The sequence below is a fragment of the Pelistega indica genome (assembly GCF_000506865.1).
GTDB classification, from domain to species: Bacteria; Pseudomonadota; Gammaproteobacteria; order Burkholderiales; family Burkholderiaceae_B; genus Taylorella; species Taylorella indica.
This window is the reverse complement of the sequence record NZ_AYSV01000091.1, coordinates 46,476-61,522: the sequence shown is the minus strand read 5'-3', so window position 1 is coordinate 61,522 and position 15,047 is coordinate 46,476. Positions and strand designations below refer to the sequence as shown.

The window sequence follows — 15,047 nt, the reverse complement described above, 5'->3', positions numbered from 1 at the left end:
CTTATGACACCATCAGCTTCAAAAAAATTAGACATTTCACTTCTAAATAAAACCTTATTTCGGCTCGCCCTTCCACGCTTAGTTCTTCGCTCTTGTGGTGGTACTGATTTGTGTAATCCTATGGATTATGGTTGCACAATGGATTTTAGCATTTGGCGCTAAACAAGACTATGCTTTCTTAGCAAGTTATAGTAACCAAATTGTTGACTATCTCAATAGTATCAATAAATATATTTGGTGGGGATTAGTACTATTTGGGTCTGTATTACTTTATTTCATTCTTTCTGGGTGGATTAGCTCAAGCCTCAAAAAGGCGAGTCATATTGTACCTAACCAAGAAGTTATGGAGGAATTAATACCGAAGCTTTCCAAAAATGCACAGCACGTTTTGCTATGGGTTTGGAACGATCAACGCGAACCTATCACCATTCAGAACCTATATGACACACGTAATCAATTACGTCACGATCGCATTAGTCGCCTCGCTCAAATCAACCGACAACGTGAATTACTCGGATATTCAATGCTTCCAACGCAAGCAGAGAAAGACAACCAACGTGAGCTTGAAAAAGTAGAGCATGTTCTCGGTAATATCGATTTAAACCTGACTAAAGAAGATTCCCCTACTCACTAAAAACAACAGTTTTTTGAATTTTTGGTCTACTACTTGATTTTTTTCTTAATTTAAGTTGATAATAGAGACACTATGAATATGCAAATTCCTCAACATTCTTCTTTGCAAAATCACTTCGTTGCAAGTGAGGACACAACTCGTGCATATTCTTCTCTGTTACTGCTCGATTTAGTGATCGGTTGCTGAGCCTTGAGCTTCAGTGGTGCTCCGCAGCCTTTATCAGCCACTCAGGATTTAAGTTTTTATTATTAAAAATCCCAGTGTGTGTATCGGCAGTACCCTTGTACACTGGGAATATAGAAATTAGATAGGTGCAAAAATGCTTTCTAACCCAGCGTCAAAATATATACCATTCAAACCTTTTAATCGTCCATTTACTGAGCGTACATGGCCAAACAATACCATTTCAAAGCCTCCTATATGGATGAGCACTGATTTACGAGATGGTAATCAATCCCTTATTGAACCAATGAGTGTTGAACGTAAATTACGTTTTTTCAAACATCTAGTACAAATTGGTTTTAAAGAAATTGAAGTAGGCTTTCCTTCTGCATCACAAACGGATTTTGATTTTGTAAGAACCTTGATTGATGACAAGCTTATTCCTAATGATGTCACAATCATTGTGTTAACTCAGGCACGTGAAGATTTAATCAATCGTACCGCAGAAGCTTGTGCTGGCACTAAAAATGCCATGATTCATATGTATAACGCAACTGCTCCTGCATTTCGCAAAATTGTCTTTAAAATGAGCCAAGAAGAAGTGCTCAACTTTGCGGTAGCAGGCACTAAATTAGTGAAAGCCGCAATGGCAAAATATCCAGAAGTTAACTGGCGTTTCGAATATTCTCCAGAAGTATTTAGTACCACAGAGCCTGATTTTGCCGTCTCTGTATGTAATGCTGTCGCTGCAGAATGGGGTACAGCTCCTGACCGCAAAATTATTTTCAACTTGCCAGCAACAATTGAGTCTACAACGCCTAATATTTACGCTGACCAGATCGAATATTTCTGCAACAACATTAACGATAGAAAAAATGTCATTGTCAGCGTACACCCTCACAATGACCGTGGAACAGCAGTCGCAGCGGCTGAATTAGCCATGATGGCAGGTGCTGACCGCGTGGAAGGTTGTTTATTTGGCAGTGGTGAACGTACTGGTAATGTAGATTTAGTTACTCTTGCATTGAACCTTTACACTCAAGGTATCAACCCTGAATTAGATTTCTCTGATATTGATGCTGTTCGTTTAACCGCAGAATATTGTAACCAATTACCTGTTCATCCAAGACATCCGTACGTAGGTGATTTGGTATTTACAGCCTTCTCTGGCTCTCACCAAGATGCCATTAAAAAAGGATTTGCACAACAAAAACCAGATGCGCCATGGGAAGTGCCTTATCTACCAATCGACCCTGCTGATTTAGGTAGAAGTTATGATGCAGTTATTCGTGTCAATAGTCAATCAGGTAAAGGAGGAATTTCTTATCTCCTAGAGCATGAACATGGTTTAAATCTACCTCGTCGCCTACAAATTGAATTTAGTCGTGCTATTCAACGTGTAACGGATGAGACAGGTACAGAGGTAAATGGAAATGCTGTCTATGATATCATTCAAAAAAGAATATCTCGAACAAAGCACCCCTTGGTCTTTAGTAAATCATCGAATTAGTACTATTTCAAATGGAGATGGTAGCAATACGTTCATTATCGAAGCAGAATTAAAAAATGGTAATGAAGTAAAATCTATCAAAGGACAAGGTGATGGCTCTATCTCCGCATTTATTAATGCCTTAAACTTACCTATTCGCTTTATGGATTATCATGAACATGCATTAGGATCTGGTGAAAATACCAATGCCGTATGTTATGTAGAATTACGCTTAGACGACTCACCAACAGGGTTCGGCGTAGGTATTCATAAAGATATTGTTACGGCCTCTTTTGCTGCTGTTTTAAGTGCCGTCAATCGTCATCTAAATACGAAGAAATAAATCATTTCTTCTTAAAACTGTAGTAAGCCTCTAATCAACCATTGAATGGGATTAGAGGCTTTTTTATGTCTCATTTGTTATAAAGAGTGCTAATTACCACGCACTACCTGATCGCCAAACTACTTGATCATTTTCATTCTTTAATGCTTCTTTCATCATAGACAACAATGGAAAAGCACGCTGGGCAAGACTTACCGCTTCCTGTACTGGATGCACTTTTTCATCGCCTCTGGCATCTCTTTCATCTTCTTCTTTGAAACTATCTTGAGAGTTTTCCTGCTTATTCTTAGAAATGGCTGCCTCAAGACTGGCAATACTATCAGCCAATTGCTGATGCGTAATAACTCCCTCTTTAGGCATACTGTCATAGCCACGTCCCATTGCATTTAATACAACCAAGGCATGTTGGTCTAACATCAATACATCACCGCTTGATTGAGAAGAAAATGTAATCAGCATAAGTAATACTCCTTATGGTTAAAAAGCCTTATCACCTATAGGCAATAAAAATCTATTGAGTAAGAATTCCATTGTACCTTTATTCCTATCAGGATAGCCAAATGAAATATTTACTATGGATATTCAGTTTATGCTGTTTTATTTTATCTACGCAAGCCCAAGGTCAAACTTGTACACCAGCCAAAACCGGTAACCCTTGCTCTAGTTCTTCAAGATCTCCCTCACTCAATCTAGGTGCAGGCAATCCTATTCATTTAATGAGTGGTAATAAATTTCAGCAAGAAGATGATTTATGGATGCGATTATCTGGACTAGAAATTGTTCGCTACTATAATTCGTTCTCCTCTACTCCTAGCGTCATGGGTGTTGGTTGGCAATCCTCTTACACTACACAATTATTTCCATTCAAACATAACTGGCAAATTATTCTTGATGATGGGCAACGAGTAATGTTTCACCCTCCTGATGGATTACAAGCACAAGCTATTGAGCACCATCAAGGGTATTTATTACATGACAATACACATTGGAAATGGATTACCCCCCAAGGTCTTATACGTACTTTTGATGCTAATGGTTATCTTATAGAAGTCTTTATTCCAGGCTTTCCAACCATTTATATTCAACGGGCAGAAAAGGATGCTCCCGCACTAATCTCTAGCATAAGCTCAGGGGATGAAACACTGCGTTATTATTATCATCGAACACCGCAAGGCGTAGTATTACAAAAAATTGATAGCCCTATCGGCAGCTATTTCTACGATTATGATATTCCTGTAGGTCACCAACATTATCGTTTAACTAAACTCACTCGCCCAGATGGATGGATAAAACAGTATCTTTATGAACCCGAGAAACAGGCGGGCAATCCTTACTTACTGACAGGAATTAGCATCACAACACCCACTAACAAAACTACTCGTATCAATGAGTGGCGATACAATACCGAGGGTTTAGCCAACTATAGTCACACTCTTGGATACGATGCTCTTTTTATTGATTATGCAAAACTAGCAAAGCAGCATAATCAGGAATCTCATACTATTGTCCGTAGCCAACAAGGTCTTCAAACCCATATAAAAGGCATTATAAAAAAAGGGCATTTTTTACTCACAGAAGTTACTGGTGATGGGTGCTATCTATGCCCTAGAGTTGGTACAAAAGCTAGCTATAATGAAGATGGATTTATGACATTTATTAATGGCTACCATATTCAACGCAATCGCCAAAACAAGGTTCAACAGATCCGTTTTGAGCATCCTTTATGGGGAATTATTCAACTAGACTATGATTTAAATGGCATCCCTCAAAAATGGCATAGTCAATACACAGACAAACAAAATATCCGCTTTCCTGATACTTATGAATTAACGGATAAACCTACTGCTGATGCTTCACTCTATTTAGAAATCCAAGATAAAGCGCTTATCTTTAAAAATAATTTAAATTTAAACCAAAATAACAGTAAAGATAATTTACAGCAAACATTGATATTGAGTAATACCTCAAAAAATCAACACTTATGGTCGCAACAACGCCACTATAGTCAAGAGGGTTTATTGTTAAAAGAAGATTTTGACTTTCCTCTGCTAAAAAAAACTATTCACAATAGTTATCTATATGACAACAGACATAGATTAGTAGCTAGTGAACAAACAATTAATGGCATTACTCAGCACTTCTATTACCAGTGGGCACTGTCTGGACAAAATAATGCCTATGCGATTGATAAACAAACAACAGTGCCAGTAATCATACGAGATAAGCAGGGTTTACCACTTGTTTATAATGATTGGCAGCTACGATATGGCAGTCATAAGCGTATTAGTGAAGTATCAAAAAATAATCAATTATATGCTCGTTATGACTATGATAAATTAGGGCGTCGTATTCAAAAAGAAACATCAAATACCACGACTACATTTAGCTATGCTAGCGGTAAACTTGTAAGCGAAAAACAAATCAATCATTGTTCTACTCATAATAAGCAACCTTGCTCCACACTCACACGACAAAGAGACTATATTTATTCAGGACTAATGCTTGTTGCTTTTACAGATACAGTCATCGATAAAGAAGGTAAACGTACACAGCAACTGTTTTATGTGCACAATGATCATCTTGGACAAGTGAATTAATTACACAGACAAGCAGCAACACATAGTTTGGGCAGCCCATTATTCACCGACTGGAGAAGCAACAATTTTTGTGAACAAAATTGTCTTTAACCTTCGCCAGCCTGGGCAATATTTTGATCAAGAAACAGGGTGGCACGATAATTATTTACGTACCTATGACCCCAAAGCTGGGCACTATTTAGAGCCAGATCCCATGGGTCCTACTTATGCCAATGATCCTTTTGGTTATGTCAGACAACAACCACGCCATTTTATTGATCCACTAGGATTGCTATTATTTGCCTTTGATGGCACCACTAATAGTATTGCATCCAATACCAATGTATGGAAATTCTATCAACTTTATAATGGCCCAAAGTTTTATAAAGAAGGTCCGGGAGGCATTCCTGGAGAAAGCTTTTTAGACAAAGTAGGTGGTGCATTATTTTCAACGACTACAGAAAAAATTCTAGATGAACATAAGCAGAATTTAATTAACTATATGCGTAGCAAAAACCAGCAGTTTGATGACCCAATTCCAATTGATATTGTGGGGTTTTCAAGAGGTGCCGCTATTGGCATGATATTTTCCAATTATGTGAAAGGCTTAGTGAAAAATGGACTTTTTCACTACCGACAACAATATGAAGTCAATGGACTTGAATATATCCAAGATATACAAACCTGTGTAGATCTACGTTTTATTGGACTATTTGATACTGTTGCTCAATTTGGTGCCAATGGACTTGGCAATTTTAACTATAACTACACAGCTGCTCCTGAATGGGAATTGATTAGCCATGCCGTAGCACTTAATGAATACCGCTATCTATTACCATTAACTAGCTATGCTCCTCTAATCTCTGAAAAAAACAATAACAATACAAATGTCATTGAACAAGGTTTTTTAGGTAGTCATACCGAAGCAGGAGGTGTTCATGTTGAAGGTGATGCAGCAAGCCCCAAAAACCCTCATAAAAATAAACTCTATGGTGATCTAAGTCATATTCCTCTTGCATGGACATACACTCAAGCAAAAAATCTAGGCATTGACTTAAAACCTCTTTCTTCCATTACAAACAAAAACAATATGCCATTAGATGAAATCCATAATGCCCTTATGCATAACACTTATGGCGAATACTATACACAGTCTCCAATTCGTCAAAAAGGTATAGATATTGGGGGATTAAGCTCAACACAAGCTATTCGAACTCGTGATAGAAATATAGAAACGGCTGGATCAATTACTACCCAAGAAAAACAAGGTACAACGGTACATATTGGCGATGATGTTCGAAAAAAACATCTAACCGCTGGTGAAGTTAAATTTATTGACACCAAAAATTCTGAATTACATATGGGTAGTGTTGGCATCTATGGCATTGTCAATGCACAGAAATATTTATCCTGGTTAGAAAACACCCTAAACTGGACTGCTCCTATTAAAAGCTCCCCTTAGCAAGACCAATAATATGGTATTATTTAGCTTATTTCTTTTTAAAAACAACCCCCTATATACGATAGGGCTTAATAGGTAATATCAACGTATGCTCCCAGAGCTCCAGAATAAACTCAGTCAGCTATTAGCTGATGCTGTAAAAACTCTTCTACCAGAACAAGAGCCAGTCATCAAACTTGAACGTCCAAAACAAGCAGAACATGGGGATGTCGCAAGCAATATTGCTATGCAATTAGCTAAGCCAAATAAACGTAATCCCAGAGAGCTAGCTCAAGACATTGTAGATACACTAATGAGCAATCCCTTGGCAAAAGAGCTTCTCGCTTCAGCTGAGATTGCTGGCCCAGGTTTTATTAACCTTCGATGCACCCCTGCCGTACACCAAGAAGTAATTAATTACATTCAAGAATCAAATAAAGATTTTGCTAAATCACCAAGTAATGGTGAGTCATTAATGGTTGAGTTTGTTTCTGCAAACCCTACAGGTCCATTACACGTAGGTCATGCAAGACAAGCGGCATTAGGTGATTGTATCTGTCGTTTATTCTCTGCTGCAGGTTATAAGGTACACCGTGAGTTTTACTATAACGATGCTGGTAATCAAATTAACAATTTAGCCATTAGCGTACAAGCTCGTGCCAAAGGAATAGATCCCGATGACCCCTCATACCCAGCTGATGGTTACCGTGGTGATTATATTGTTGATATTGCAAATGACTTTATTGCTCAAAAAACAGTTTTTGCCGATGGTAAAAATGTACAAGCGAATGGTAATCTTGATGATTTAGAGAATATTCGCCGTTTTGCTGTTGCCTACTTACGCAATGAACAAGATTTAGACCTTAAAGCCTTTAATCTCGTTTTTGACCAATATTATCTAGAAAGCTCTCTTTATACAGATGGTAAAGTTGAAGAAGCTGTATCTTTATTAACTAAAAATGGTCACACCTACGAAGAAGATGGCGCCCTTTGGTTACGCACGACAGAATTAGGTACTGGTGATGATAAAGACCGTGTTATGCGTAAAACCGATGGTAGTTATACCTATTTTGTTCCTGATGTGGCTTATCACCTGAGCAAATGGAACCGTGGTTTTAAACATGCAATTGATATTCAAGGAAGCGACCACCATGGGACTATCGCACGTGTCCGTGCCGGTTTACAGGGCTTAGAATTAGGTATTCCAAAAGACTTCCCCTCTTATGTCTTACATAAAATGGTCCGAGTAACTCGTAATGGCGAAGAAGTCAAAATTTCTAAGCGTGCAGGTTCTTATGTAACTATGCGTGACTTGATTGACTGGGTAGGACAAGATGCCACCCGTTTTTTCCTTATCCAACGTAAAGCCGATACAGAGTTTACGTTTGATATTGACTTAGCTCTATCAAAAGGCGAAGAAAACCCTGTTTATTATGTGCAATATGCTCATGCTCGTATCTGTAAAATACTGCGTGATGCCGCAGAATTAGCACATCAAGTGGAGCAAGCAGACATTAGTTTATTAACGGCTCCAAGTGAAATTACGCTGTTAAAGCGTCTTGCTGAACTACCAAGTATGATTCAGTTAGCAGCAAAAGATTTAGCACCTCACTATATTGCTTTCTGGGTTCTGGACTTAGCTAAAGACTTCCACTCTTGGTATAACGCTGAACGTATTATGATTGACGATGAAGCATTAAAATTAGCTCGCCTAGCCTTGGCTGACAGCACTAGACAAGTGATTGTTAATGCACTGGATTTATTAGGTGTTTCTGCACCCGAACAAATGTAGTAAAACTTATGGCAACAACAAAACGTAAACCAGCTACTCGACGCTCAACCAAGACAAATTCTCAATCAGCTACAACCCCATTCGGCTATATCATTTTTGGTATTGTAATGGGGTTGGGGCTTGCTGCTGCTCTCGCATACTATTTGCGTGAAAAAAACCATACAACCACACCACCACAAGAGCCTGCTCAAAAGCTAACTAGTCCTGCAGCAACCTCCGTGGAAAAAACACCACCAAAAGTTATTGTCACTGAGCAAAAACCTAGTGTATCCACTCTCCAAAATCAACCGGCTCAACCCACTCAACCTATAAATAACACAACGAGTCAAACTAGCTCAAACATACCTTTAAGAACAGAGGAAATTCCTCAAAGTATTGCTCAGTCAACTGGTACAAAACCCACTACGGAACCAACCACTCCAGTTGTGCCCAAGGAGCCTACTCAGCCTCAAAAAACAGCTGAACCTAAAAACTACAGTCACACCAAACACAAAACCTGAGCACCCCAAAAAAGATGATGCTATCGGTAATTTAATTCAATCAATGAATAACTCGCAAAGCAGTAGTACTGCTAAAGCGGCACCTAAAACACAAGCCATCACTTCGCAGGCAACCACAGAAATCAATAAAAAACCATCAGCGACATTCTTACAAATTGGTTCCTTTAAAGATGCTAATGAGGCTGATGCAAAACGTGCTGAGCTATTAATGCACGGCATTTCCAATGTAACTATCAGCCAAACAACTATTAATAATACCGAGTTTACTAGAGTAAGAATTGGGCCTTTCACTAGTGAAAGTGAGCTTAAAAAAATGCAAAATTTATTGAAATCTAAAAATATTAATTCAACGCTTATTCGCTAAAACCCAACAAGCCTTTTCATCCGTAACAATTTGAAATACAAAACATATCCCTGTGATGTAGGTTGCATTACAGGGATAATTTTTTATGTCATCATAGAGGAATCAATAAAAAATTTCCTAAGGATAAAAGATGTTAACCCTAAAAACCCTAAAGACTTTAATCCCAGCTCTTGGTTTTGTCGCTTTATCTACATTTTCTACAGCACAGGCTCAAGAAAAATACATTACATTTAATCCAGCTTTTGCTTCTCAAACACCAGCAAAAACAGAAGTATTAGAGTTTTTTTCCTATGCATGTTCCCACTGTGCGGCTATGGAACCAATGGTTGAAAACTTAAGCAAGGAGTTACCTGCATCCGCTGAATTATTGCCAGTACCTGTTGCTTTTAATGCCTCTATGGAACCGATGCAACGTTTGTTCTATACCCTAATGGCACTTGATCGCAAAGACTTACATCCCAAAGTATTTGAGGCTATACATAAGGACAAAAAGCGTTTATTTACTCGTGATGTGATTGTAGATTGGGCTGTATCGCAAGGTATTGACAAAAAAACATTTGAAGAAACATATGACTCTTTTGGGGTAAACACCAAAGTTCGCCGAGCAACTGAAATGACAGATCAATACAAAGTGGATGCCACCCCATCTTTTGCTGTAGCGGGTAAATATCTAACATCTCCTGGTATGACAGGTGATTATGAAAGTGCTATTGTTTTAGTCAAACAACTTGTAGAAAAAGAAGCTAAATAAATCCTCAACATAAGCACTGTAGATAGTGGAAGGCTCTCTAGCAAAACGACTAGCCTTCACCTTCACTTTAATTCTGTACATACAAATAAGCTCCCTTTCTATCAATTTCAATGATAAAGGGAGCTTATATTTTTGACACTGTATTTTTTACACCTTGTGGTGGCGAGCCTTATCTAACGCTTGTGATAAGTCAGCAATCAAGTCCTCCACTGACTCTAAACCAATATGTAATCTGACCAGACTAGGGTAAGAAGCGTTCCAGTAGGCATGATTTTTAAGGAAACTCACATCAACCATATCTACCAGACTTTCATATCCTCCCCAAGAATAACCAATACTAAATAACTCTAGTGTCTCCACAAAAACCTTTGTTTGTTCGGGAGTGAAATTCAAGGCAACAGACATCATGCCATTTGACCCCAGGGCATCTCTTTTCCATAATGCATGATGACTATCTTTCTCATAAGCCGGATGGAAAATTTGCAAGGTTTCTGGCTGTTGATCAAAAAACTCACATACTTTTAAAGCATTTTCTGCATGACGTTTCATGCGAACATCAATTGTTCTCACCCCTCTAATTGCTAACCATACATCATCTGCACTGGTTGAGAAACCTAAAGCATATTGATTAATATCTAATGTTTTAATAACTTTCTCATCCTTGGCAACTACAGCACCCATTAATAAATCTGAATGTCCACCAATATATTTGGTGACAGCAACCACTGAAATATCAGCTCCAAGCTCTAAAGGACGATAAGCAATTCCTGATCCCCATGTATTATCCGTAACTAGCAAAATATTATGTTTTTTAGCAATAGCTGCAATAGATGGTAAATCTAACATTTCAAACAATAACGATCCGGGTGACTCGATATACAATACTTTGGTATTAGGCTTGATTTGAGCTTCTATTTCATCAGCATTACGCATAGAGCAAAAAGTGCTTTCAATATTCATCCGTTGTAAAACGGTTTTATCCATTTGACGAACTGGTCCATACACACAATCAGCAACTAGCATATGATCGCCAGCACTTAAGAAACTTAACAGTACCATTGCAATCGCATTTAACCCTGAGGGCGCTAAAAAGGCTCTTTGTCCTCCCTCAAGCTCGCACATAATTTCTTCGAATGCAGCATGGGTATCCATCCCCATTCGTCCATATCCTACAATTCTTTCACCACTAGATTGGCGTTTATATGTATCATATAAGTCATGAATGGTATTGAACCGAACTGTGCTCGTTCTAATAGCAGGTAATGCAACTGGAGCACGAGGATGTTGTTCATCACAAGGGGCGGTACCAAGATGAGAAAGTTTGGTGAATAAGGATTTAGACATAATTATTTGCTTAATTTAATCAAAACAGTAACACTACTCAGTATACTAGCAAAAGAGTTTTTATGCCTTTAGATATTCTTATAAGCTTTTTCGGTGTCAGCATATTGCTGGCTCTTTCTCCCGGCCCAGACAATATTTTTGTATTATTACAAAGTGCTCTGTATGGTGCTAAAGTGGGGTTTTTTATTATCCTAGGCTTATGTACTGGGTTAATCTTTCACACATTATTAGTGACTTTTGGTGTTGCTACACTTATTAAAACTTCTCCAACAGCCTTTTTAATACTAAAAATTATTGGTGCAACCTATCTGTTGTACCTTGCTTATTTAACAGCAAAATCTAAACCGATGACACTAGATAGTTCATCCCAGAAAACAAATTCTCCACTGTCTTATGGGCAATATTATCGTCGTGGTATTTTGATGAATGTGACTAATCCCAAAGTAACCCTATTTTTCTTAGCTTTTTTACCCCAATTCCTATATTCATCCAGTATTACTGCTACTCAACAATTAATATCACTAAGTGCCCTCTTTATGTTAGCAACCTTTATTACATTTAATACGATTGCTTACTTCAGTGGCACGTTTGGACGCATCATTAAACAATCACCAAAAGCACAATATATATTAAATATTGTTACCGTGATTGTGTTTGTAGGATTAGCTATAAAGTTATTTTTCTAATAATTATCAGATTTCCTATTACTACAAGATAAGAAATCTGATTTCCCCATACGATAAAATAAGTCAATTAATCTGTTGGAATCTGTAAATGCCTTGTTCATCAACCAAACGTTTTAATTTACCTTCAAAATAAAGTGCATTTAAATGAGCAAGCGCCTCACCCATAGCAAATGTCAATTGATGTAAATCCAATTCACGTTTAAACATTTTTGGTACGATTTCACTGACGGTCGCAGGTGTCTCACACATACTCCATACCTCTTCCAAACGCTCTTTATGATGCTCATGTTGCTGACGAATACGCTCATGGATGCCTCTAAAGGGACGACCATGTGAAGGCAACACCAACACATCTTCAGGTATATGGTCATATTTATTTAGTGATTCCAAATAAAGTGGTAATGGATTTGCTTCAGGCTCATAATCAAATACACTCACATTAGTAGATATTTTCGGTAAGATCATATCACCAGAAATCAATAAATTGAGTGATGGACAAAATAACGCTATATGCTCTGGTGCATGGCCATAACCCGAAATCAACTCCCATACAAAATCACCTAATTTAATCTGCTGACCATCCATCAACCGATAATAAGAGCTTGGCGGTTTTGATACTAATCCTGGGTAATAATTTGCACGCTGCCTAATTTTTTCCTGAGCCTCTTTATCTATAAGACCATGTCTAGCAAAATGCTCAACAGCCATCTCTCCACCAGTCCCTGCACCTGCTGTTGAGTTTGCCGTCCAAAGCTTGGATACCATATAATCCGTCATGCTCATAAATAGAGGCACTTGCCATTTCTCACATAACCACCCAGCAAGTCCAACATGATCTGGGTGCATATGAGTCACAATAACTCGTGTGACAGGCAAGCCTTCTAGTTCTTGCTCAAATATTTTTTCCCATAATTCCTTTACAGGATCTTTGGCTATACCACAGTCAACTATGGCCCAACCCTTTTTCCCTTGAAACTCATCCTTGACTAACCAAAGATTAATATGGTTTAAAGCAAAAGGGAGTGGCATTTTAATCCATTTCACCCCCGGCAAAATTTCAAATGCATTGCCTGGACTAGGTTCAATTCCATCGAATGGATAACTAAGTTTTAATTCATTCTGATTCATTATCACTAACATCCTCTATTGACAATATGACCATAATAATGGAAACTTTACGCAAACGTAAACTAGTATTTTCGATAGGCTACTATGAGCAACAAAACTTGGAGCATTTCAGAACTGGCGCAGGAATTTGGTGTGACACCTCGTACGCTGCGCTTTTATGAAGACCACCATATTCTTAATCCTATTCGAGAAGGTCAAAAACGTATCTATACTCATAGGGATCGCACCAGACTTAAGCTAGCCCTAAGAGGAAAACGTTTAGGGTTTCCTTTGAGTGAGATTTGCTCGCTCATTGATATGTATGACGGACCTGGTAGCACCGATACGCAATTAAAAACCTATCTGGATGCCTTACAAAAACACAAATCACAACTACTCCAACAAAAAGCGGATATAGAGCAAACATTAGCGGAAATTGATTACCAAGAAAAGCAGTGTTTCGCTCTGCTTCAGCATCATTCGTAAATTATCTTCATTAGCTAATTTCGTTCAAACAACATTATTCACATTATTCCATAAGCAAGCTTAAGGAAAAATATATAAGTACTAAGGAAAACCCTAGGTTTACGTTAACGTAAACTAACCGTTACAATACTGTTATATTCATTTGCTATATTTATCATTTGCAGATATACCCTATTTTTCTGAGGAGAATACTATGACTCTGCCCGGTTTAAACTTTGATTTAGGTGAAGATTTAGACACCCTTCGTGATGCTATTTACCAATTTGCTCAGGCGGAAATTGCTCCTCGAGCTCAAGAGATTGACCATTCTGACCAATTCCCTATGGATTTATGGAAAAAATTTGGTGAAATGGGACTCTTAGGTCTAACGGTTGCAGAAGAATATGGTGGCACTAATTTAGGCTACCTAGCTCATATGATTGCCATGGAAGAAATTTCTCGTGCAAGTGCTTCAGTAGGTTTATCTTATGGGGCACATTCTAACCTTTGTGTTAACCAACTCCACCGTAATGGCACAGAAGCTCAAAAGCAAAAATATTTACCCAAACTCGTTTCTGGTGAGCATATAGGTGCTTTAGCCATGTCAGAGCCAGGTGCTGGTTCTGACGTTGTGAGCATGAAACTTCGAGCAGAGAAAAAAGGTGATAAATATATTTTGAACGGCAGCAAAATGTGGATTACTAATGGTCCTGACGCTGACACGTTAGTCGTCTATGCAAAAACTAATCCAGAAGCCCATTCAAAAGGCATCACTGCTTTTATTATTGAGAAAGGATTTAAAGGATTTTCAATTGCACAAAAACTAGACAAAATGGGTATGCGAGGTAGCCATACAGGTGAGCTAGTATTCCAAGATTGTGAAGTTCCTGAAGAAAATATTCTAGGTGAATTAAACGGTGGTGTTAAGGTATTAATGAGTGGACTTGACTACGAACGCGCTGTTTTATCTGGTGGACCATTAGGCATTATGCAAGCAGTTATGGACGTAACAGTTCCTTACATCCATGATCGCAAGCAATTTGGTCAATCAATTGGCGAATTCCAGTTAATTCAAGGTAAGATAGCAGATATGTATACAGCGCTTCAAGCGTGTCGTGCATTCTGCTATACCGTAGGGAAAAACCTAGATCGTGCTGGCGCAGCTCATGTCCGCGAAGTTCGTAAAGATTGTGCAGCCGTGATTCTATATTGTGCAGAAAAAGCGACTTGGATGGCGGGTGAAGGCATCCAAATTCTAGGTGGTAATGGTTATATCAATGAATTCCCTGTTGGACGTCTATGGCGTGATGCGAAATTGTATGAAATTGGTGCCGGCACTAGCGAAATCCGCCGTATGCTTATTGGTCGTGAATTATTCAACGAAACCAAATAA

13 protein-coding genes and 1 pseudogene are annotated in these 15,047 nt (G+C 38.3%); 11 read left to right on the top strand and 3 right to left on the bottom strand.

The genetic code is table 11. The features are described 5' to 3' along the window. Positions 1-127 precede the first annotated feature (127 nt). Together V757_RS23220 and leuA are read left to right on the top strand one after the other, a co-directional pair. Positions 128-634 (top strand): hypothetical protein, encoded by a 507-nt coding sequence (locus V757_RS23220; protein ID WP_023951670.1) that lies wholly within the window; start codon positions 128-130, stop codon positions 632-634. A 319-nt stretch (positions 635-953) separates the two neighbouring features. Next, positions 954-2,628 (top strand): annotated as a pseudogene (leuA, locus tag V757_RS23215) (2-isopropylmalate synthase). Between the two features lie 93 nt (positions 2,629-2,721). Here the strand turns inward: leuA and V757_RS23210 are convergent. After that, positions 2,722-3,087: a DUF1840 domain-containing protein gene (locus tag V757_RS23210; protein WP_023951668.1), complete on the bottom strand. Its 366-nt coding sequence runs from the start codon at positions 3,085-3,087 to the stop codon at positions 2,722-2,724. Between the two features lie 101 nt (positions 3,088-3,188). Here V757_RS23210 and V757_RS23205 point away from each other — a divergent pair, with 101 nt between their 5' ends. From V757_RS23205 to V757_RS23180, 6 genes are all read left to right on the top strand, one after another. After that, positions 3,189-5,225, top strand: a complete 2,037-nt coding sequence (locus V757_RS23205) for a DUF6531 domain-containing protein (RefSeq protein WP_023951666.1) — start codon at positions 3,189-3,191, stop codon at positions 5,223-5,225. Beyond that, positions 5,221-6,666: a phospholipase effector Tle1 domain-containing protein gene (locus tag V757_RS23200; RefSeq protein WP_315970382.1), complete on the top strand. Its 1,446-nt coding sequence runs from the start codon at positions 5,221-5,223 to the stop codon at positions 6,664-6,666. The genes V757_RS23205 and V757_RS23200 overlap by 5 nt, the downstream gene beginning before the upstream one ends. An 88-nt stretch (positions 6,667-6,754) precedes the next feature. Further along, positions 6,755-8,437: an arginine--tRNA ligase gene (argS, locus tag V757_RS23195; RefSeq protein ID WP_023951662.1), complete on the top strand. Its 1,683-nt coding sequence runs from the start codon at positions 6,755-6,757 to the stop codon at positions 8,435-8,437. 8 nt (positions 8,438-8,445) lie between these two features. Further along, on the top strand, positions 8,446-8,937 hold the full coding sequence (locus V757_RS23190) for a hypothetical protein (RefSeq protein ID WP_023951660.1): 492 nt from the start codon (positions 8,446-8,448) through the stop codon (positions 8,935-8,937). A gap of 43 nt (positions 8,938-8,980) precedes the next feature. Beyond that, positions 8,981-9,301 carry an SPOR domain-containing protein gene (locus V757_RS23185; RefSeq protein ID WP_023951658.1) on the top strand — a complete coding sequence of 107 codons (321 nt, stop codon included), beginning with the start codon at positions 8,981-8,983 and terminating at the stop codon, positions 9,299-9,301. Between the two features lie 130 nt (positions 9,302-9,431). After that, positions 9,432-10,052, top strand: coding sequence for a thiol:disulfide interchange protein DsbA/DsbL (locus V757_RS23180; protein WP_023951656.1), 621 nt, complete (start codon positions 9,432-9,434; stop codon positions 10,050-10,052). 147 nt (positions 10,053-10,199) lie between these two features. Here V757_RS23180 and metC read toward each other — a convergent pair whose 3' ends face one another. Continuing rightward, positions 10,200-11,396 (bottom strand): cystathionine beta-lyase, encoded by a 1,197-nt coding sequence (gene metC / locus V757_RS23175; RefSeq protein WP_023951654.1) that lies wholly within the window; start codon positions 11,394-11,396, stop codon positions 10,200-10,202. Between the two features lie 62 nt (positions 11,397-11,458). Between metC and V757_RS23170 the strand changes: the two genes are divergently transcribed. Continuing rightward, positions 11,459-12,082, top strand: a complete 624-nt coding sequence (locus tag V757_RS23170; RefSeq protein WP_023951652.1) for a LysE family translocator — start codon at positions 11,459-11,461, stop codon at positions 12,080-12,082. A gap of 63 nt (positions 12,083-12,145) precedes the next feature. Here V757_RS23170 and V757_RS23165 read toward each other — a convergent pair whose 3' ends face one another. Next, positions 12,146-13,210, bottom strand: coding sequence for an MBL fold metallo-hydrolase (locus V757_RS23165; protein ID WP_023951650.1), 1,065 nt, complete (start codon positions 13,208-13,210; stop codon positions 12,146-12,148). 84 nt (positions 13,211-13,294) lie between these two features. Between V757_RS23165 and V757_RS23160 the strand changes: the two genes are divergently transcribed. Beyond that, positions 13,295-13,675, top strand: a complete 381-nt coding sequence (locus tag V757_RS23160) for a MerR family transcriptional regulator (protein WP_023951648.1) — start codon at positions 13,295-13,297, stop codon at positions 13,673-13,675. Positions 13,676-13,868: 193 nt separating this feature from the next. After that, on the top strand, positions 13,869-15,047 hold the full coding sequence (locus V757_RS23155; RefSeq protein ID WP_023951646.1) for an isovaleryl-CoA dehydrogenase: 1,179 nt from the start codon (positions 13,869-13,871) through the stop codon (positions 15,045-15,047).